The following is a 19,513-nucleotide window of genomic DNA, read 5'->3' on the forward strand; positions in this document are numbered from 1 at the left end:
GAGAACATCGTTGCGGCCGTCAGGATGACTGTGACGGGCACAGTCGGTCCGAACCGCCCGCCGGTTCTTCAGCCAAGAACCTGATTGCAGCGGGCGCAGGTTCCCGGATGGGCATGGCTGCCCACATCGGGCAGATACTGCCAGCAGCGTTCGCATTTCTCGCCCTCGGCGCGCTCGAAGACCACACCGACGCCCGGAACCTCGGGCAGGCGGAAGGCTTCGGTCGGCTCGGGGTCGCCGGTCAGTTGCAGGTCCGAGGTGATGCAGATCTCGGCAAAATTCACCGATTTCAGCGCGGCCAGCACCTCGGGTTCCGCCACATGAACCACGGGGGCGGCTTCAAGGCTGGCGCCGATCACCTTGGCGGTGCGCTGCACCTCGAGCGCGGCCGTCACCGCGCGCCGCACCTGCCGGATGGTGGCCCATTTCGCCGCCAGCGGCTCGTCGCGCCAGTCGGCCGGCGTCTCGGGGATGTCCAGCAGATGGACCGAGCTGTCCGCGCCGGGGAAGCGCGACAGCCACACATCCTCCATCGTGAAGACAAGGATCGGCGCAAGCCATGTCGTCAGCCGGTGGAACACCAGATCCATCACCGTCCGCGCCGCCCGCCGCCGCAGGCTGGCAGGCCCGTCGCAGTAAAGCGCGTCCTTGCGGATGTCGAAATAGAAGGCCGACAGGTCGGACGTGCAGAAGGTGAACAGCTTCTGGAACACCCCCTGGAAATCATAGGCGGCATAGCCGCGGCGGACCTCAGTATCCAGTTCCGCAAGGCGATGCAGCACCCAGCGTTCCAGTTCCGGCATCTCGGCCGGGGCCACGCGCTCGGCGTCGGTAAAGCCCGACAGCGCGCCCAGCATGTAGCGCATGGTGTTGCGCAGCCGGCGATAGCTGTCGGCAGTGCCTTTCAGGATCTCCTTGCCGATCCGCAGGTCCACGGTGAAATCCGACTGCGCCACCCACAGCCGCAGGATATCGGCGCCGTATTCGTCGATCACCTGCTGCGGCGCGACGGTGTTGCCAAGCGACTTGGACATCTTCATGCCCTTCTCGTCCAGCGTGAAGCCGTGGGTCAGCACGCCGCGATAGGGCGCGCGGCCCTTGGTGCCGCAGGCTTGCAGCATCGAGGAATGGAACCAGCCGCGGTGCTGGTCGGTACCTTCCAGATACAGATCCGCCAGCCCGTCGGCCGAGCCGTCCGGCCGGTCGCGCAGCACGAAAGCATGGGTGGAACCGCTGTCGAACCACACATCCAGCACGTCGTAGATCTGTTCATAATCCGACGGATCGTGCAGCCCTTGCAGGATCTGATCCTTGAATCCTTGCACATACCAGACATCGGCGCCGTTTTCCTCGAAGGCGGCGGTGATGCGCGCGTTGACGGCCGGATCCTTCAGCAGAAAGTCGGGATCGGTCGGTTTCGCCCCCTTCTTCACAAAGCAGGTCAGCGGCACGCCCCATGCCCGCTGGCGCGACAGCACCCAGTCGGGCCGCGCCTCCATCATCGAATGCAGCCGGTTGCGGCCCGAGACCGGCGTGAACTTCACCAGCTCCTCGATCGAGCGGAGCGCGCGGGCGCGGATCGTGTCGCCATGCTCGCCCATGCCGTCGTTCAGCAGGGCGTCGATGGCCACGAACCACTGCGGCGTGTTGCGGTAGATCAGCGGCGCCTTTGATCGCCACGAATGGGGGTAAGAGTGTTTCAGCTTGCCCTTGGCCAGCAGCGCGCCCGACCGCGCCAGCGCCTTGATGACCTCGACGTTGGCGGGGCCTTCCTTGCCCTCGGGCGTGATGATGACCTGCCCGCCGAAGATCGGCAGATCGGGACGATACGATCCGTCTTCCAGAACGTTATAGGTCATCGGCAGGTTGAACTTCAGCCCCAGCTGATAGTCGTCATCGCCATGGCTGGGCGCGGTATGGACAAAGCCCGTGCCCGCATCTTCGGTGACGTGATCGCCCGGCAGCATCGGCACATCGAAATCCCATTCGCCGGCCGAGCCTTCAAGGCCGCGGAACGGATGGGCCAGCACCAGCCCCCCCAGTTCCCCGGCCGAGACGCCGCGGACCCGCGCGAAGCCTTCGACGCGGGCCGATTTGAAGATGCCCTCGGCCAGCATGTCGGCAAGGATCACCGTCTCGCCCACCTTGGCGCTGCTGTTCTCGGCCACCGCCTCGACGCGGTAAAGGCCATAGGCAATCTCGGGGCTGTAGGCCACGGCGCGGTTCTGCGGGATGGTCCAGGGCGTCGTGGTCCAGATCACCACCGAGGCCGCCAGCGCCTCGGTGTGCAGGCACGCCTCTGCATCCGGGAAGGCCCCCGCCGCAACAACCGGAAACTTCACCCAGATCTGGTGGCTGGTGTGGTCGTGGTATTCCACCTCGGCCTCGGCCAGTGCGGTCTTTTCCACCGGGCTCCACATCACCGGCTTCGAGCCCTGATACAAAGTCCCGTTCATCAGGAACTTCATGAACTCGTCGGCGATCACCGCCTCGGCGTGGAAGTCCATCGTCAGGTAGGGATCGGCCCAGTTGCCGGTCACGCCAAGGCGCTTGAATTCCTCGCGCTGGATGTCGATCCAGCCTTCGGCGAACTTGCGGCACTCCTGCCGGAAGGCCACCACATCGACGTCGTCCTTGTTCAGGCCCTTGGCGCGATACTGTTCCTCGATCTTCCATTCGATCGGCAGGCCGTGGCAATCCCAGCCCGGCACATAGCGCGCGTCGCGACCCAGCATCTGCTGGCTGCGGACGATGAAATCCTTGAGGATCTTGTTCAGCGCGTGGCCGATATGCAGGTGTCCGTTGGCATAGGGGGGGCCGTCATGCAGCGTGAAGGGGGGACGCCCGGCCGCCTTTTCGCGCAGGCGGTCATAGATCCCGATCCGCGCCCAGCGATCCAGCCATTCCGGTTCGCGCTGCGGAAGGCCCGCGCGCATCGGAAAGTCGGTCTCGGGCAGGAAGACGGTGTCCTTGTAGTCGGGGGCGGTGGTCGTGTCGGCGCACATCGGATGCGGTCCTTTGGGGAATGGGGGAACGGGCGCGGCCACTTGGGCACTCGCGCCGCACAGACGGAACCCCGGCGCCTGAAGGTCAGGACGCCGGGCCGGTAATTCGGGCGATGATCGCGATGCGATGCCTCATGCGGGGCTTATAGCCGGGCGCCGGGGGCCGGTCCAGTGGCGGCTAACGGTCGAAAAGCCCGGTCAGGCTGCGGCTGAGAAGGTTGGTGACCTTGGGGCGCGGCGCGGCATGGAACGGCAGCGGTCGGCACAGATCCATCGCAGCCACGCCCACCCGCGCGGTCAGTGCGCCGTTCACCATCCCCTCGCCGAACCGACGCGAGAGTTTGGACAGCACCCCCCCGCCCGCCACCGAATGCAAGAGGTCGTCGGTGACCGCCACCGCCCCCGCCGCGATCAGCGACTGGAACACCCGGCGCAGCAGGCGCAGGCTGCCGAAACGGCCCGAACGCCCGCCGTAGATCTCGGCGATGCGGCGCACCATGCGCAGGTTGGCGTAAAGCGCGGTCGCCACATCGGCCAGCGCAAGCGGCACCAGCGCGGTGACCGCCGCCACCTGCCGGGTCGCGGCCTCGATCTCGCGCCGGGCGCTTTGGTCAAGCGAGGCCAGCAACTCGCTCTCGGCCAGAGCCAGAAGGCCGTCGACGTCGAACACCTCGGCCTGACGCTCGGCCAGCCGGGCGCGGCCCCAGCGCAGATCGGCGCGGTGGGCATAGATCCTGTCCAGCGCCGCCACGACATGGCGGGCGGCCTTCAGATCGTCGGTGCTGCGCGCGGCCAGCGCCTGTTCGCGCAACTGGTCAAGCCGGCCAAGGCGGACATAGGCCCACCATTCACGCAAGCCCAAAGCCGCGGCCACGACGATCGCCAGACCGATCAGCACGAAGGCCACCCCGCCGATCACGCTGTTGCGGCTGAGAAGCGAGGTCACGAAATCCCATGCCGCCACCGACAGGATGAAGGTGAACAGCGCGCCGAAAACCCACCCCGCAAACCGCCCCAGCCGAGAGCCGCGGACGGTGGCGATCCGGCTTGCGGCCAGCATCGCCTGCCCCTTGGGCAGATCCAGATCCAGATCGGGCACCGGCGGCACATCGGCCGGGCTGGGCGCCGCCGCCGGTTCGGGGGCGGGCTTTGGTCGGGTCATGCGTGGCGGCGGCGTGGCGGCGGCGGCGTCCTCGCCGGTATCCCAGTCCAGCAGCATCGGTTTCTTGGGTGGCGGCTTGTCGGTCATGGCCGGTCCCTTCCGGTGGCGGCGGGGCGGCTCATAGCCGGTCCCCGATCAGGAATTCGGCGGCGCGGTCCAGCCGGATATGCGGCGGCCCCTCGCCCGGTTTCAGGATCACCCGCGCCGGCGCAAAGGTCATCAGCGCGAATTCGGCATCCAGCCAGCGGTCCGCACCCTCGCGCGCGGGCGACAGGATCTTGGTCGGATCTGTGGGCAACTCGCCCGGATACATCGCCACCTGCCGTCCGGTGGCCAGCAGCCGGCCGCGCACGGCCTCGACCGTTTCGCCGTGCCGGGTCACTTCCTCCTCGACCGTGGCACGGACAGAGCCAAGCGACATCGCCGCCGTCAGGCTGCCGGCAAAGGCCGCGCGGTCGCGGGCCTCGCGCAGCATCGCCTCCATGATCGCGGTCAGGCGGGGGTGCTGGGTGTGGTGCAGGTGATCGGCCATGGTGGCGGCAAACAGGATGCGCTCGACCCGGTGGCCCAGAAGCAGCGTCGACAGGAACGAGTTGCGCCCCGGCCGGAAGGCCGACAGGATTTCGGCCATGGTGCGGCGCAGATCCTCCAACGCCTGCGGGCCGGCATGAATGGCGCCCATCGCATCCACAAGGACCACCTGCCGGTCGATCCTGGAAAAATGCTCGCGGAAGAAGGGCTTGACCACGTTTTCCTTATAGCTTTCATACCGCCGGCCCATCTCGCGCCACAGGCTGTTGCGCGGGGTCTGCGCCGGCAGCGGCAAGGGCGCGAAGGTCAGCACCGGCGAACCCGCCAGATCCCCCGGCAGCAGGAACCGCCCCGGCGTGCAATCCGACCAGCCCGACCGCCGCGCCGCCTGAAGATAGCCGGTGAAACTGTGCGCCAGCGCCTGCGCCTGCGTCTCTTCCAGCGGCAGCGACCCGTCGGCCGCGCGGGCGGTCGCCATGAAATCGCGCGCTTCGGGGCGCGGGGCGATGCGTTTCAGGGTTTCCTCGGACCACTGGGCATAGGATTTTTCCAGCAGCGCAAGATCCAGCAGCCATTCGCCGGGATAGTCCACGATATCAAGGTGAACCGTGCGCGGCCCTGTCAGCCCCGCGATCATCCCCGACGGCCGGACCCGGAACGACAGCCGCAGTTCGGAAATCGAGCGTGTCGAGGACGGCCAGCGCGGCTCGTCGCCCAGAATTGCCGCAAGGTGGTTTTCGAAATCGAAGCGCGGCAGGGTGTCGTCGGGCTGGGGTTGCAGGAACACCGCGTCGATGCGGCCCTCGGCATGGGCGCGCAGTTGCGGCATCCGTCCGCGGTCCAGAAGGTTCGCCACCAGCCCGGTGATGAACACGGTCTTGCCGGCACGGGACAGGCCCGTGACACCCAGCCGGATCACCGGCTCGAAAAAGGTTTCAGAAACGGTGGTGACGGCGCCTTCGATCCCGCGCGCCACACCGTCGGTCAGTCTGCGGAGAACCACGCGCCTGCTGCCTCTCGTTGTTCCGCCTTTCAGGATAGGCGGCTGGGTCGCACAGATGTAGGCACGCATGGCCGCTGTGCCAACAGGCCGCAGCCCGGCCGCGGACGGGCGGACCGCGCGCAGCTGCCCCGGCTTGGCGCCGCGCGGGCGGGGTGATAGGGGGACAGCCATGCCAAGATATGCGCTGAAGATCGAATATGACGGGGCCCCGTTCGCGGGCTGGCAGCGGCAGGCCGACCTGCCGTCGGTGCAGGGCGCCATCGAGGCCGCGCTGGCCCGGCTGGAACCCGGCCCCCACACCATCGCGGCGGCGGGGCGCACCGATACCGGGGTTCACGCCACCGGGCAGGTTGCCCATTGCGATCTGGCGCGCGACTGGGATCCGTTCCGGCTGGCCGGCGCGCTGAACGCGCATCTGCGGCCGCATCCGGTGGCGGTGGTGGCGGTGGCGCGGGTGGCGGGCGATTTCCACGCCCGGTTTTCGGCCATTGAGCGGCGCTATCTGTTCCGCCTGCTGTCCCGGCGTGCCCCCGAGGTGCATGACCGCGGCAGGGTCTGGCGTGTGCCCCATCCGCTGGACGCCACCGCCATGCGACAGGGTGCAGCGCATCTGGTGGGGCTGCACGATTTCACCACCTTCCGCGCGGCGGGCTGTCAGGCGGCCTCGCCGGTCAAGACACTGGACGAGGTGCGGCTGGAGCTGGCCGAGGGGCTGAACGGCACCGAATACCGCTTTCACCTGCGGGCGCGCAGTTTTCTGCACAATCAGGTGCGGTCCATCGTCGGCACACTGGAACGGGTGGGCGCCGGCGCATGGGCCCCCGAAGATGTGAAACGGGCGCTTGAGGCGCGCGACCGCGCGGCCTGCGGCCCGGTCTGCCCGCCACAGGGGCTGTATCTGACCGGCGTCGGCTATGGGGCGGACCCGTTCGCGCCCTGACCCGTCCCGTCGGCGGCCCCCCACCGCCTGCGATCCGTTTGACGGCCCCGCCCCCCGTTTGACGCCCCTGCCCCGGCGGGCTGCGCCGGCAACCGGGGCGCAAGGGTCACGCCTCGGTCAGGTGGGCCTCATTCAGATCCTTCAGCAGCCGGCCATGGCGGCGCACCTCGGACAGAACCGAGCCGAAGGTGTCATAACCGCGGCCCTGCAACATCGGCAGCAGTTTCAGGAACGCGTCCGCCGTCGCCACCGTATCGCCAATGGCGGTATGGCGGGCTTCCTCGGGGATGGTGATGCCAAGGCGGTGGGTCAGCGCGTCAAGGCTGTGAACCTCGGTCTGGCCGAACAGCACTGCCGACAGCAGCACGGTATCAAGGATCGGATTGTCGAACCGCCGACCGATGAAGGGTTCGGCCCGGCGCAGGAATTCCATGTCGAAGGGGGCGTTATGGGCAACCAGCACCGCGCCTTCGGCAAACTTGTGGAAAGCGCGGCCCACCGCGATCACATCGGGCGCATCGGCCACCATCGCATCGGTGATGCCATGCACCTCGGTGGAAGACGGCGGGATCGGCCGGTGCGGGTTCACCAGCGTGTCGAACACCTCGCCCTCGACCCGGCGGCCGTTGACGATGCGCACGGCCGCGATCTGCACGATTTCATCCTGCGACGGCATGAGGCCGGTGGTTTCGGTGTCAAACACCACATAGGTCAGGTCTTCCAGCCGTGTGTCAGCGACCTTTTCGTTCCGGGCCTTGGACAGCAGTTCGAAATCATAGACCACGGCGCGCGGGATCGGCGCGGGCCGCCGCCCGGCCCGGCGCGCGGCGCGCAGGGGCAGGCATAGCGCATTGGCGCCCGCACCCGAGGACTCGGGCCAGATCTCGGTGGTGTGGGTGGACAGAACCGTGCGGCCGGTGACTTCGGGCACGCCCGGCTCCAGCGGTTCGGCCAGCCAGTCTTCCAGCAGGCTGACCGGCAAGGGCTCGCCGTCCCAGATCAGGCGCAACAGGGCCTCGGTGCCGTCCTCGGTCAGGGTGATGCGGAAATGGTTGCCGGTGCGGCGCGCGGCCACCCGCGCCGCCAGCGTGGCGACAAGGCCGATCACCTCGAACCCGTTGCAGCGCAGCAGAAGCGGCGCCTCGCCCACTTCGGCGGTCAGGCCCGCCTGTTCCATCCGCGCCCGCAATCCATCCAGCAGGTCGGAGGCGCGGGTGATCGACAAGGGCCAGCCATCGTGGCGGTTTTCGTCATGCTTGCGGCCCAGATCGTTCACCGCGGTGGCCAGCATCGCCACCTCTTGCCGCAGGGCGCGTTCCACCTTCGCCGGGGCCTGTTCGCCCTCGGGCAGCACTTCCAGCAGGGTTTGCAGGTTGGCGGCGGGGCGGCGCACCCGGTCGAACACTTCCGCAAGCAGCGCCTCGCGCCGGGCATAAGACGCCAGGGCCGAGGTCACATCGCGCAGCGTCAACACATAGCCGGGCTTTGTCGTCTCGCCCGCGATCAGCCGCATCCGCGCGGCCAGCACCCGCGCCCCCACCACCGTGGTGCACAGGATGTCCGAGGCCGCATCCGGATCGCCCGCCTCGACCAGCCGCTGATGGGCATGGCGGATCGGGCCTTCGCGCAGATAATCGAACAGGTTGCGGTCCAGCCCCGGGGCGCCGGCGGTGTTCATCAGATCGGTCGCGGGACCGTTGTAGAACACCAGCTGATGGTCGCCCGAACACAGCAGAACCCCCACCGGCACGTCCGAGAGCAGCGTCTCCAGCCGCGATTTCTCGGCCGAGAGCCGCGAGGTTTCCCGCGCGACCGACTCGGCCAGCGCGTTGCGGGTCTCGGACAGGGTCAGCGCGGTGGCCGAAGCCGCAGGCGCCAGATCGCCCAGATAGCGCGCGGTGGGTTCCTCGATCGCGCCTTCGACAGCGGCATGGGCCCGGGCGCGCAGCTTGGACGCCAGCCGGATGATCGGCAGCGCCACATTGGCATCGAACAGATACCAGACCCATGTGACCAGCGCGAGGATCACCAGCCCCGCGATCAGGCCGACCTGCTGGAACGCCGCCAGCAGCACAGGTTCGCCCAGACGCTGATAGGCAAGGACCAGACCCACCGCCACCGCAACATTCGCACCGACCGCAAGGGCCGCGAAGAACAGCAGGATGCGCAGACGCAGGCCAAGCCGATGCAGCATGGGCTAGACCTCCCCGCCAATCAGCCGTCGAACCTCCTCGCGCAGTTCCTTCAGCTCGAACGGCTTCGAGATGAAGCCGTCGGCGCCCAGTGCCAGACCCTTCTTGCGTTCGATGGCCGAGCCGCGCGCCGTCATCATCAAAATCTTCACATCGGCCAGCGACGGGTCCAGCCGCACACCCTGACAGATCTCGTATCCCGACACCTCGGGCAGCATCACATCCAGCAGAACCAGATCGGGATGGGTCGCACGGATGCGGCCCAGCGCCTCGGCGCCGTTGGCCACCCGGTCGTGTTCATAGCCCTCGCGCGTCATCAGATAGTCAAGCGCGATGGCGATGTTGTCCTCGTCCTCGACGACAAGGACACGTCGCTTGCGTGATCCATCGGCCATGTCACCCCTCCCTGCAGGCGGCCTTCAGCAGTTCGTCTTCGGACCCGACCGCAAGCCAGTCGCCCCCGGTCAGGGTGCCGTCCGGCGCAAGCTGCGCCCCGCCGTCCAGCCCCGCGCGCCGGCCCCCGGCGCAGTCGAAGGCAAAGGGCACGCGCTGGGTGGCGTGCCAGCGGCGCACCACCACCACCTCGGCGCGACGGATGGCGGGATTGTCGGCCGACCGCACCATCCCGATGCGATCCAACGCCATGAACCGGGTCGTGACCGGGAACAGATAGGTCCAGGGCCGATAGGCCACCCGATCCTCGGGCGACGAGACAATCGCCACCTCGGTGGGCAGCACCCCGGTCACCCGGTCATACCAGCTGTATTCGTTCCAGACCGAGAACAGCAGCATCCCCGCCCCTGCCCCGGCCGGAACCAGCCATTTCGGCAGCCGCTTGCCGCTGATCAGCCGAAGCAGCATCGCCACCCCGGCAAGTCCGGCGCCGGCGGCAAGTGTGGCGAGAAGGTCCATGACCATGTGCTTTTAGCCCTCAGGTGCGCGCGCCGCGGGCCGAGCCCAGCGCGGATTGCATGGTGCGCACCACCACGAAGGCGTCGCGCAGGTGGCTGCGTTCGAAATCCGACAGATCGGATGGCGCAAGGAAATTGTCCGGCGGCCGCCCCGACCGGATCAGCCGCGCCTGATTTTCAAGCCGGATATGGGCGATCATGTCATAGGCCTCGACCAGATCGCGGGCCCCCGAAACCGAGATCACGCCGGCGTTTTCCGCCGCCAGCACCCGCGCGCGGGTGTTTGACGGCTCCAACTCGCCGATCAGGGCATAGACGCGGCCAAGGTCGATCACCGGCACCACGCCGTTGTGCTTCAGATCGATGTGGTTCTTGTGCTCGCCCGAACGGATGGTGGCAAAACCGCGGATCAGCCCCAACGGCGGCGTATGTTTCAACGAGTTCGAGATCATGTGCGCGACAAAGATCGAGTTCTTCGCCGCCACCTCAAGCGTGTCGTGCTGAAGTTCGTCGAACAGCCGGTCCTCGCCGCCGATCGGGCGCAGGTCGAACATCACCGAGGCCAGCATCTGCGCCATCGGGTCGGGCCGCTCGATCCAGTTCAGGAAATACCGCCGCCAGACCCGAAGCGGCTGGCGCCATTTCGGATTGGTGGCCATCATGTCGCCGGGGCAATAGACATAGCCGCAGGCGTTCAGCCCGTCGGACACGAACTTCGCCAGCGCCGCGAACCACGGCTCGTCGGCGGGCAGCATCTTGTCGGAAATGATCAGACAGTTGTCCTGATCCGAAACCCCGGTCTGTTCCTGCCGGCCCTGACTGCCGCAGGCGCACCACACATAGGGCACCGGGGCGGGGCCAAGTTCGGCCTCGGCCAGTGTCAGCAGGCGCCGCGTCACCGTATCCGCGATGTCGGTGATCAGCCGCGTCACCACCTCATGCGAGTTGTGCGCGGCGACCAGTTGCACCAGCAGGCGCGGAATGCGTGCGGTGACCGCGGCCAGTTCGGCCACCGTCTCGGCGGTGGCCGCGTCGCGCACCAGTTGCGCCGACGACACGGCCTGAAACCGGGTCAGGTCGGTCTGGGTGATCATGCCGACCAGCCGGCCGTCCTCAAGCACGGGCAGATGGCCGATCCGGCGTTCCAGCATGATATGCAGAATGTCCGATCCCAGCGCCTCGGGGGTCAGGGCCACCGGGTCGCGGGTCATCACCTCGGCCACGGGGGTCATGGTGTCCAGCCCCACCGCCACCACCTTGTTGGTCATGTCGCGGATGGTGACGATGCCAAGGAAAGTGTCGCCATCGACCACCCCAAGACTGGACACGCCGGCATCGCGCATCTTCATCGCGGCGGTGCGCACCGCATCGGCCGGCCCGCAGGTCACGGGCTTGCGCGCCATCAGGTCCACCACCTTCTGCGTGGTCAGATCCGAGGCCCGATACCCCTGCGTCCGGCGCCGGGTAAAGAAGCGTTCAAACGCGGGCGAGGCTTCGAACAGGCGGCGGAACTCATCCGCGGGCAGCATCAGCAGCACCCCGTCCGATGTCGCCCGGGCCGTGGTGGCCGCGCGGCCATCCCGCATCAACCCGCGTTCGCCAAAGGAATTGCGCGGCCCCAGAACCGAGATCACATCGCCCGAGGGTTCCAGAATCTCGACCGAGCCGCGCTTGACCAGATACAGGCCGACCAGCCGTTCGCCATGGCGATAGATCGTTTCATCGGCGGCGATTTCCCTGCGGCTGAAGCAACCGGCGACACGCACCAGTTCGTCCCGCGGCAGGCTGTCATAGGGATGCACCGTCTCAAGGAAACTCACGATGGTCTGAACGTCTTCCATTGGATCCTCGGACTTCTGCATCAGGGCGATGCGCCCCCGCACGGGGGGCGCACCAGTTTTCGTCAGTGAGCGGTGGCCTTGCCGGCACCACGCGGAATGCGGATGCTTTCGATCAGGTCCACCACTTCGCGCGGCGGGGCCTTGGTCACGGCCGAGACCGCGAAAGCGACCACAAAGTTCAGCACGGCGCCCACGGTCCCGATCGACAGCGGCGAGATGCCGAAGAAGTAGTTGGCCGGAACGTCGGCATAGACTTCGGTGCCGGGGATGAAGAACCAGCCCTTGTAGAGGAAGATGTAGACCGAGGTGAAGATCAGCCCGACCAGCATCCCCATGATCGCGCCTTCCTTGTTCACGCGCTTCGAGAAGATGCCCATCATCAGCACCGGGAAGATCGTCGCGGCGGCCAGACCGAAGGCCAGCGCCACCACCTGCGCGGCAAAGCCGGGCGGGTTCAGACCAAGCCAGGTCGCAACCACGATGGCGAAGGTCATCGAGATACGCGCGGCCAGAAGCTCTCCCTTTTCCGAGATGTTCGGATTGATCGAGCCCTTGATCAGGTCGTGCGAGATCGCCGACGAGATCGCCAGCAGCAGGCCGGCAGCGGTCGACAGCGCAGCAGCCAGCGCACCGGCGGCGACGAGGGCGATGACCCAGCCCGGAAGGGCCGCGATCTCGGGGTTGGCCAGAACCATGATGTCGTTGTCGATCTTGACGACTTCGCTGGCGATCCAGCCGCGTTCGGTCAGGGTCTGACCGCCGACGGTGACTTCACCGCCCTTGGCTTTGCGGGCGTCTTCGGCGGCAAGCAGCGCCGCTTCCAGTTCCGCGATCCGCGCGGCATCGGCATTGGCGGCCTTGGCGTCGGTCAGGGCCTTGGTGGCGGTTTCGACGGCCTTGTTCTCGGCGGCCAGCTTGCCGTCGTTGAAGTACTGGATATGACCGTCCCCGTTCAGATCCTTCAGAACCAGAAGGCCGGTCTGTTCCCAGGTCTTGACCCAGTTCAGCTTGGGATCGTTCTGGATCGCTTCCAGCGAGACGGCTTCGCCATCCAGCGCATTGCCGCTGACCGCGGCGGGCCACATCGTGGTGGTGAAGTTCAGACGCGCCATCGAACCCACGGCCGGGGCCACGGTGTAAAGCAGCGCGATGAACACCAGCGACCAGCCGGCGGACGACCGGGCGTCAGCCACTTTCGGCACGGTGAAGAAGCGGATGATGACGTGCGGCAGACCCGCGGTGCCGATCATCAGCGACATGGTGAACAGGAACATGTTCAACATGTTGGTCGTGTCGGCGGTATAGGCGGTGAAGCCCAGTTCCGTCACCACGGCATCCAGTTTCGCCAGGAACGCCTGGTCACCCGCGGCCGGGGCATAGTCCCCGATCAGGCCCATCTGCGGCAGGAACGAGCCGGTCAGCGCCAGCGAGATGAAGATCGCCGGGATGGTGTAGGCGATGATCAGCACGACATATTGCGCAACCTGGGTATAGGTGATGCCCTTCATGCCGCCAAACACGGCATAGGCGAACACGATCGCAGCACCGATATACAGGCCCATGTCGGTCGACACTTCCAGGAAGCGCGAGAAGGTCACGCCCACGCCGCGCATCTGGCCGATCACATAGGTCAGCGAGATGACGATGAGGCAGATGACGCCCAGCAGACGCGCGCCACCCGAATAGAAGCGGTCGCCGATGAATTCCGGCACAGTGAACTTGCCGAACTTGCGCAGGTAGGGCGCCAGCAGCAGCGCCAGCAGCACATAGCCGCCGGTCCAGCCCATGAGGAAGGCCGACTGCGTGTAGCCGCCGGCCGGGGCCAGCGCGATGATGCCCGCCATCGAGATGAAGGACGCAGCCGACATCCAGTCGGCGCCGGTCGCCATGCCGTTCAGGACCGGGTGAACCCCCTGCCCGGCGGCGTAGAATTCGGCGGTGGAACCCGCCCGGGCCCAGATCGCGATCCCGACGTAGATGGCAAAGGTAATGCCAACCACGATCAGGTTAAGGGTGAATTGATCCATGCTTTCCCTGCCTCCCTTATTCGTCCACGCCGTACTGGCGGTCCAGACGGTTCATCAGCAACGCGTAGACGAAGATCAGCACGAGGAAGACGTAGATCGACCCCTGCTGCGCGAACCAGAACCCGAGATCGGCGCCGCCGACCATGATGCCCGACAGCGCCGGACGCAGCAGGATGCCCAGCCCGAACGAGCAGGCGAACCAGACCGCAAGCGAGATGAGGATGATGCGGACGTTTGCCGACCAGTAGGCATTCGACGTCGTCCGGTCTGATGTCACATGACCAGTTCTGTCCACCATTGGACCATTTCTCCCTGTAGGTTTCTTGACCTTCGCACGACCCCGCGTCCCCCCTCCTCGAAGGATCGCGGGATCTGTTTACGCCGACACCCTGTCCACGATGCGGCCCAGCGCGCCGGCGATCTCGTCGATGGCACCCATCGCGTCGATCCGTTCCAGCACGCCGCGGCCCTCGTAGTAGGCGATCAGCGGCGCCGTCTGCGCGTGATAGGCGGCAAGCCGCGCCCCCACGGTTTCGGCATTGTCGTCGGGACGGCGCTTGAACTCCGCCCCGCCGCATTTGTCACAAGCCCCGGCCGCGGCCGGTTGCTTGAAGTGATCGTGATACCCCTCGCCGCAGCCGGCGCAGGTGAAGCGGCCAGACACACGCTCGACCATGGCGCCGTCGTCCACCTCAAGGCTGATGGCTGCGGTCACGCTTTGGCCGGTCTGGCCCAGCAGCCCGTCCAGCGCCTCGGCCTGCCCCGCGGTGCGGGGAAAGCCGTCCAGGATGATGCCCTGTGCCACGTCCGGTTCGGCCATGCGGTCCGCCAGGATCGCCAGCACGATTTCGTCCGAGACCAGTGCCCCGGCCTCCATCACCGCCTTGGCGGCAAGGCCCGCGGGCGTGCCCGCCGACACCGCCGCGCGCAGCAGATCGCCGGTGGACAACTGCACAAGGCCAAAGCGATCCTCCAGCATCCGCGCCTGCGTGCCCTTGCCCGCGCCCGGAGGCCCGAGCAGGATCAGCACGGCGGGACGGCTGGCGATTGCGGTCTCCAGGTCGCTGGGCCCGCCCTCCATGGCTCAGCCCCGGTTCTTGCGGTTCGAGATCAGATCGTCCACCACCGACGGATCGGCCAGCGTCGAGGTGTCGCCAAGGCTGCCAAAGTCGTTCTCGGCGATCTTGCGCAGGATGCGGCGCATGATCTTGCCCGAACGGGTCTTCGGCAGGCCCGGCGCCCACTGGATGATATCGGGCGAAGCGATCGGGCCGATCTCGGTCCGGACCCATTTCACCAGATCCTTGCGCAGCTCCTCGGTCGGCTCGACCCCGTTCATCAGCGTGACATAGGCATAGATGCCCTGCCCCTTGATGTCGTGCGGATAGCCCACCACCGCGGCCTCGGCGACCTGCGCATGGGCGACAAGGGCGGATTCGACCTCGGCCGTGCCCATCCGGTGGCCCGAGACGTTGATCACGTCATCGACCCGGCCGGTGACCCAGTAGTAGCCGTCCGCATCGCGGCGGCAGCCGTCGCCGGTGAAGTAATAGCCCTTGTATTGCGAGAAATAGGCTTCCTCGAACCGCTCGTGATCGCCCCACAGGGTGCGCATCTGGCCCGGCCAGCTGTCGGCCATGCACAGCACGCCTTCGGTCGCCATCTCGGTCATCTCGTGGCCGTCGGTCGGGTCCAGCACCACCGGCTTCACGCCGAAGAACGGCTTCGAGGCCGCACCCGGCTTGACCGGAATGGCCCCCGGCAAGGGCGTGATCATGTGGCCGCCGGTTTCGGTCTGCCAGAAGGTGTCGACGATCGGGCAGCGGCCCTTGCCGACATGGGTGTTATACCAGTTCCAGGCTTCCGGGTTGATCGGCTCGCCGACCGAACCCAGCAGCTTCAGCGACGAGAGGTCGTATTTCTCGACCCATTCCGGCCCAAGGCCCATCAGCGAGCGGATGGCGGTGGGCGCGGTGTAGAACTGGGTAACCTTGTGCTTTTCGCAGACCGCCCAGAACCGGCCGGCATCGGGATAGGTCGGCACGCCTTCGAACATGATGGTCGTGGCGCCGTTCGCCAGCGGACCATAGACGATGTAGCTGTGCCCGGTGACCCAACCCACGTCCGCGGTGCACCAGAACACGTCGCCATCGTGATAGTCGAAGGTGTATTGATGCGTCATCGACGCATAGGTGAGATAGCCGCCCGAAGTGTGAACCACGCCCTTCGGCTTGCCGGTGGAGCCCGAGGTGTAAAGGATGAACAGCGGATCTTCCGCGCCCATTTCCTCGATCGGGCAATCGGGCGAGGCCTGGCCCATCATCGCCTTCACATCGACGTCGCGGCCTTCGATCCAGTGGATCTGGTCGCCGGTGTGCTTCACCACAAGGCAGCGCACCCGGTCCGAGCAGTGCAGAAGCGCGGCGTCGGTGTTCGATTTCAGCGGCGTGCGGCGGCCGCCACGCGGCGCGGTGTCGGCGGTGATCACCACCTTGGCCTGACAGTCGTTGATCCGGTTCGCCAGCGCATCCGGCGAGAAGCCCGCAAACACCACCGAATGAATGGCCCCGATCCGCGCGCAGGCCAGCATCGCATAGGCGGCCTCGGGGATCATCGGCAGATACATCACCACCCGGTCGCCCTTGCGCACGCCCTGACTGACCAGGACGTTCGCCATACGGCAGACGTTGTCGTGCAGTTCCTGATAGCTGATGTGCTGGGCGGGGGTGTTCGGATCATCGGGTTCGAAGATGATCGCGGTCTGCTTGGCGCGGGTCGCCAGATGCCGGTCGATGCAGTTCCAGGCGACGTTCAGCGTGCCGTCCTCGAACCATTTGATCGAGACTTCGCCCAGTTTGAAGCTGGTGTTCTTGACCTTGGTGTAAGGCTTGATCCAGTCGAGCCGCTTGCCCTGTTCGGCCCAGAACGCCTCGGCATCGGCCACGGATGCCGAATACATCCGCTCATAGCCCGCCGCATCCACATGAGCCTTCGCAACGAAATCTGCCGAGGCGGGGTAAACCGCCTGCGCCTGAGCGTGATCCATGAATCCTCCTCCAAACCTGCAGGCGGAAAAACGACCGCCCATGAGCTGCAAGCGCAGCCCTCCCCCCTCAATTAGCCAGAGTGTAACCCATCAGTCAATTTTCGCGTAACTCTTTTTGCAGTCAGCGTTTTCTTGTAATTTATTTTACTGGCCGTCAGGAAAAGCAGTAAATCCTGAAAATTGACGAAGTCGTTTCGCCTTGTTTTTCAATCCCCTGCCGGATCGTGGCGACGTTGCGTCAATATCGGGGCGCCACGCGTGCAGAACAGGACGGGCGGCAGGCGGCAGGACCGAAGCAAAGCCGCCCTGCGTCGCAGCGGCGGTATGACGCGTCAGGGATGGCCGAGACGAATCGTTGATTCGGCGCGGTCAGGAACCGGCGGCCAGAACCTCGTCCACGCTCGCCACATCGGGCAGATAACGCACATGCGGCTCTCTCAGGCCCTGCGCCAGCAGCACGCGACGCACCTCGACATTGGCGCCGGTGATGAACAGATGCCCGCCCCGCCGCGCCATCTTGCGTGCCAGCAACTCGAACGAGCGCGCCCCCGAACTGTCGATGAACGGCACCTCGGCGAAATCCAGCACGAAGGTGCGCGGGCGTTCGGCAAAACGGTCCAGCGCCGATCCCAGCATCGCCGCCGCGCCGAAGAAATAGGGGCCACGCAGCCGGTAGACCACACGATCGGCGGTGACGGCATCGCCCGCCTCGGGGATGGCCGCAGGCTCGGCCGTGGCGGTTTCGGACATGCGGCGGATGAAGACAAGGCCACCCAGCGCGAACCCCACCACGATGCCTTCGGTCAGGTCGCGGAACACCACCAGCAGGAAGGTGACAAGCACCACCATCGCATCCCCGCGCGAGGTGCGCAGCAGGTTCCAGAACTCTTCCTTCTCGAACATGTTCCAGGCGACGACCGCCAGCACCCCCGCCAGCGAGGCCAGCGGGATATAGGCCGCCAGCGGTGCCGCAACCAGCATGAAGCCCAGCACGAACAGCGCATGCAGCATCCCCGACACCGGCCCCCGAGAGCCGGCACGCACATTCGTCGCCGTCCGCGCGATGGTGCCGGTGACGCAGAACCCGCCAAACAACGCCGAGCCGACATTGGCCCAGCCCTGTGCGATCAGTTCGGCGTTCGGGCGGTGCTGCGTGCCCGCCATGCCATCGGCCACCACCGCCGACAAAAGCGACTCGATGGCGCCGAGCAGGGTGAAACTGATGGCAAAGGGCAGCGCAGCCAGAATCGCCTCTGACGACAGCGACGGCAGCGACGGCATCGGCAGAACCCGCGGCAATTCTCCGAACCGGGTGCCGATGGTCTCGACCGGCAACCCGGCAAACTGCACCGTCAGCCCCGCGATCACCACCGCCAAAAGCAGGTTCGGCAGCCGCGGCGCCAGCCGTTTCAGCGTCTCGATCATGGCGATGGTGCCCGCCGCCACCGCCACCGCCGCCGGGGTCAGCGTGTCGCGCGCCGACCACAGCGCGCCCACCTTGGCCACCACCTCGGACGGCTCGGGCCCGGCCAGCGTCAGGCCCAGCAGTTCCTTCATCTGGCTGGCGGCGATGATGACGGCGATCCCGGCGGTGAAGCCTACGGTGACCGGATAGGGGATGAAGCGGATATAGCTGCCCAGTTTCAGCGTGCCGACCGCAACCAGCAGAAAGCCGGACAGAAAGGTGGCCAGGATCAACCCCTCGATCCCGGTCTGCATGACGCAGGCCGCAACCAGCACGATGAAGGCCCCCGCCGGCCCGCCGATCTGATAGCGGCTGCCCCCCAGTGCCGAGACCAGAAAGCCGCCGACGATGGCGGTATAAAGCCCCCGTTCCGGCCCCACCCCCGAGGCGATGGCAATCGCGGTCGACAGCGGCAAGGCGACGATGGCAACCGTCAGGCCCGCCAGCGCATCGGCGCGCAGGTCGCGCAGGCTGTAGCCCTCTCGCAGAACGGTGACGATCTTGGGCAGGAAATGGTCCCAGAAAGTGAGGCTTGTCTCACGCATCGCACACCTGTACCGCTGGATCGCGCCCAGCGAACGCCCGCCCCTGCCCCTTGTCAATCCCCGGCCCGCAGATGCCCCCCTTGAAAGACCCTTTGCTGCCGGCGGATGACGACGCCCGCATTCTGGCCCGGGCGCTGCTGTCCAAGGCGCGTCACGCCTCGCTTGCGGTGACGGATGCCGAGACCGGCACCCCCGGCATCAGTCTGATCGCCTTCGGGCTGGACCCCGAGGGCATGCCGATGACGCTGATCTCTGGCCTGGCGCCCCATCTGGCGGCGCTGCGGGCGCATCCCCTTGCGGCGGTGATGGTCGGAACCCCCGGCGACAGGGGCGACCCTTTGGTGCACCCTCGACTGATGATCCGGGTCAAGGCCAGCCTTGTGCCCCGCACCGCGCCCGAACACGCCGCCCTGCGGGCGCATTGGCTGGCAATCCACCCGAAGGCGAAACTGTATGTCGATTTCGCGGATTTCGTCTTTGCTCGGCTGATGCCGGTGTCGGCGCTGCTGAACGGCGGGTTCGGGCGGGCATGGCGGCTGACACCCACGGATCTGCTGAAAGGCTGACAGACGGGCGTGACGGGGGGCGGCCGGATCGCCGCCCCCTTCCGCTTGCCCGTCCGGTCACGGGCCCAACGCGCCGGACGGATGCAGACCGGAACCCGACACAGCGCAAGACCCCGCCACGGACGCCGGAGAACCGTCCGTCGCGGCACTCTTGCAGCCACCCCCGGCCACCACGATCCGCAAGGGCCACCCTGCCACGACCGGATTACGATCCCCCGCCCCCTGCGCCCGCAGCCCAGGCCCTTTCGACAACGGATCGGACAAAGTTGACCGGCCGCG

General features: G+C 66.8%; 14 protein-coding genes. 2 read left to right on the top strand and 12 right to left on the bottom strand.

The features are described from left to right. Nucleotides 1-68 precede the first annotated feature (68 nt). From ileS to CRO07_RS05535, 3 genes are all read right to left on the bottom strand, one after another. Nucleotides 69-3,005, bottom strand: a complete 2,937-nt coding sequence (ileS, locus tag CRO07_RS05525; RefSeq protein ID WP_097029684.1) for an isoleucine--tRNA ligase — start codon at nt 3,003-3,005, stop codon at nt 69-71. A gap of 178 nt (nt 3,006-3,183) precedes the next feature. After that, a complete protein-coding gene (locus CRO07_RS05530; RefSeq protein WP_097029685.1) occupies nt 3,184-4,254 on the bottom strand; it encodes a YcjF family protein in 1,071 nt (356 codons plus the stop codon). A gap of 31 nt (nt 4,255-4,285) precedes the next feature. Then, complete coding sequence (locus CRO07_RS05535; protein WP_176504495.1) at nt 4,286-5,701, bottom strand: YcjX family GTP-binding protein; 1,416 nt, start codon at nt 5,699-5,701, stop codon at nt 4,286-4,288. A gap of 169 nt (nt 5,702-5,870) precedes the next feature. On the opposite strand from CRO07_RS05535, the gene truA reads away from it, so the two are divergent. Continuing rightward, the gene (gene truA, locus CRO07_RS05540) at nt 5,871-6,641 is read left to right on the top strand and encodes a tRNA pseudouridine(38-40) synthase TruA (RefSeq protein WP_097029687.1); all 771 of its coding nucleotides are present in this window, start codon (nt 5,871-5,873) and stop codon (nt 6,639-6,641) included. Nucleotides 6,642-6,747: 106 nt separating this feature from the next. Here the strand turns inward: truA and CRO07_RS05545 are convergent, their stop codons facing one another. The 9 genes from CRO07_RS05545 to CRO07_RS05585 all read right to left on the bottom strand — a co-directional run bounded on the left by CRO07_RS05545 (nt 6,748) and on the right by CRO07_RS05585 (nt 18,668). Continuing rightward, nucleotides 6,748-8,835, bottom strand: coding sequence for a 3'-5' exonuclease (locus tag CRO07_RS05545; RefSeq protein WP_097029688.1), 2,088 nt, complete (start codon nt 8,833-8,835; stop codon nt 6,748-6,750). A gap of 3 nt (nt 8,836-8,838) precedes the next feature. Beyond that, nucleotides 8,839-9,228: a response regulator transcription factor gene (locus tag CRO07_RS05550; protein ID WP_097029689.1), complete on the bottom strand. Its 390-nt coding sequence runs from the start codon at nt 9,226-9,228 to the stop codon at nt 8,839-8,841. Nucleotide 9,229: 1 nt separating this feature from the next. Then, nucleotides 9,230-9,745, bottom strand: a complete 516-nt coding sequence (locus CRO07_RS05555) for a hypothetical protein (RefSeq protein ID WP_235840937.1) — start codon at nt 9,743-9,745, stop codon at nt 9,230-9,232. Between the two features lie 19 nt (nt 9,746-9,764). Further along, nucleotides 9,765-11,585, bottom strand: a complete 1,821-nt coding sequence (locus CRO07_RS05560; RefSeq protein ID WP_097029691.1) for a DUF294 nucleotidyltransferase-like domain-containing protein — start codon at nt 11,583-11,585, stop codon at nt 9,765-9,767. A gap of 62 nt (nt 11,586-11,647) precedes the next feature. After that, the gene (locus tag CRO07_RS05565) at nt 11,648-13,612 is read right to left on the bottom strand and encodes a sodium:solute symporter family protein (RefSeq protein ID WP_097029692.1); all 1,965 of its coding nucleotides are present in this window, start codon (nt 13,610-13,612) and stop codon (nt 11,648-11,650) included. Between the two features lie 16 nt (nt 13,613-13,628). Then, nucleotides 13,629-13,910 (bottom strand): DUF4212 domain-containing protein, encoded by a 282-nt coding sequence (locus CRO07_RS05570; RefSeq protein WP_097029693.1) that lies wholly within the window; start codon nt 13,908-13,910, stop codon nt 13,629-13,631. Between the two features lie 78 nt (nt 13,911-13,988). Next, nucleotides 13,989-14,693: an adenylate kinase gene (locus tag CRO07_RS05575; RefSeq protein WP_097029694.1), complete on the bottom strand. Its 705-nt coding sequence runs from the start codon at nt 14,691-14,693 to the stop codon at nt 13,989-13,991. A 3-nt stretch (nt 14,694-14,696) separates the two neighbouring features. Continuing rightward, nucleotides 14,697-16,658, bottom strand: a complete 1,962-nt coding sequence (acs, locus tag CRO07_RS05580) for an acetate--CoA ligase (protein WP_097029695.1) — start codon at nt 16,656-16,658, stop codon at nt 14,697-14,699. Between the two features lie 369 nt (nt 16,659-17,027). Continuing rightward, the gene (locus CRO07_RS05585) at nt 17,028-18,668 is read right to left on the bottom strand and encodes a SulP family inorganic anion transporter (protein WP_176504496.1); all 1,641 of its coding nucleotides are present in this window, start codon (nt 18,666-18,668) and stop codon (nt 17,028-17,030) included. Nucleotides 18,669-18,739: 71 nt separating this feature from the next. On the opposite strand from CRO07_RS05585, the gene CRO07_RS05590 reads away from it, so the two are divergent. Continuing rightward, a complete protein-coding gene (locus tag CRO07_RS05590; protein WP_097029696.1) occupies nt 18,740-19,234 on the top strand; it encodes a HugZ family pyridoxamine 5'-phosphate oxidase in 495 nt (164 codons plus the stop codon). The last annotated feature ends 279 nt before the right edge of the window (nt 19,235-19,513 follow it).

Source organism: Cereibacter ovatus, assembly GCF_900207575.1.
GTDB classification, from domain to species: Bacteria; Pseudomonadota; Alphaproteobacteria; order Rhodobacterales; family Rhodobacteraceae; genus Cereibacter_A; species Cereibacter_A ovatus.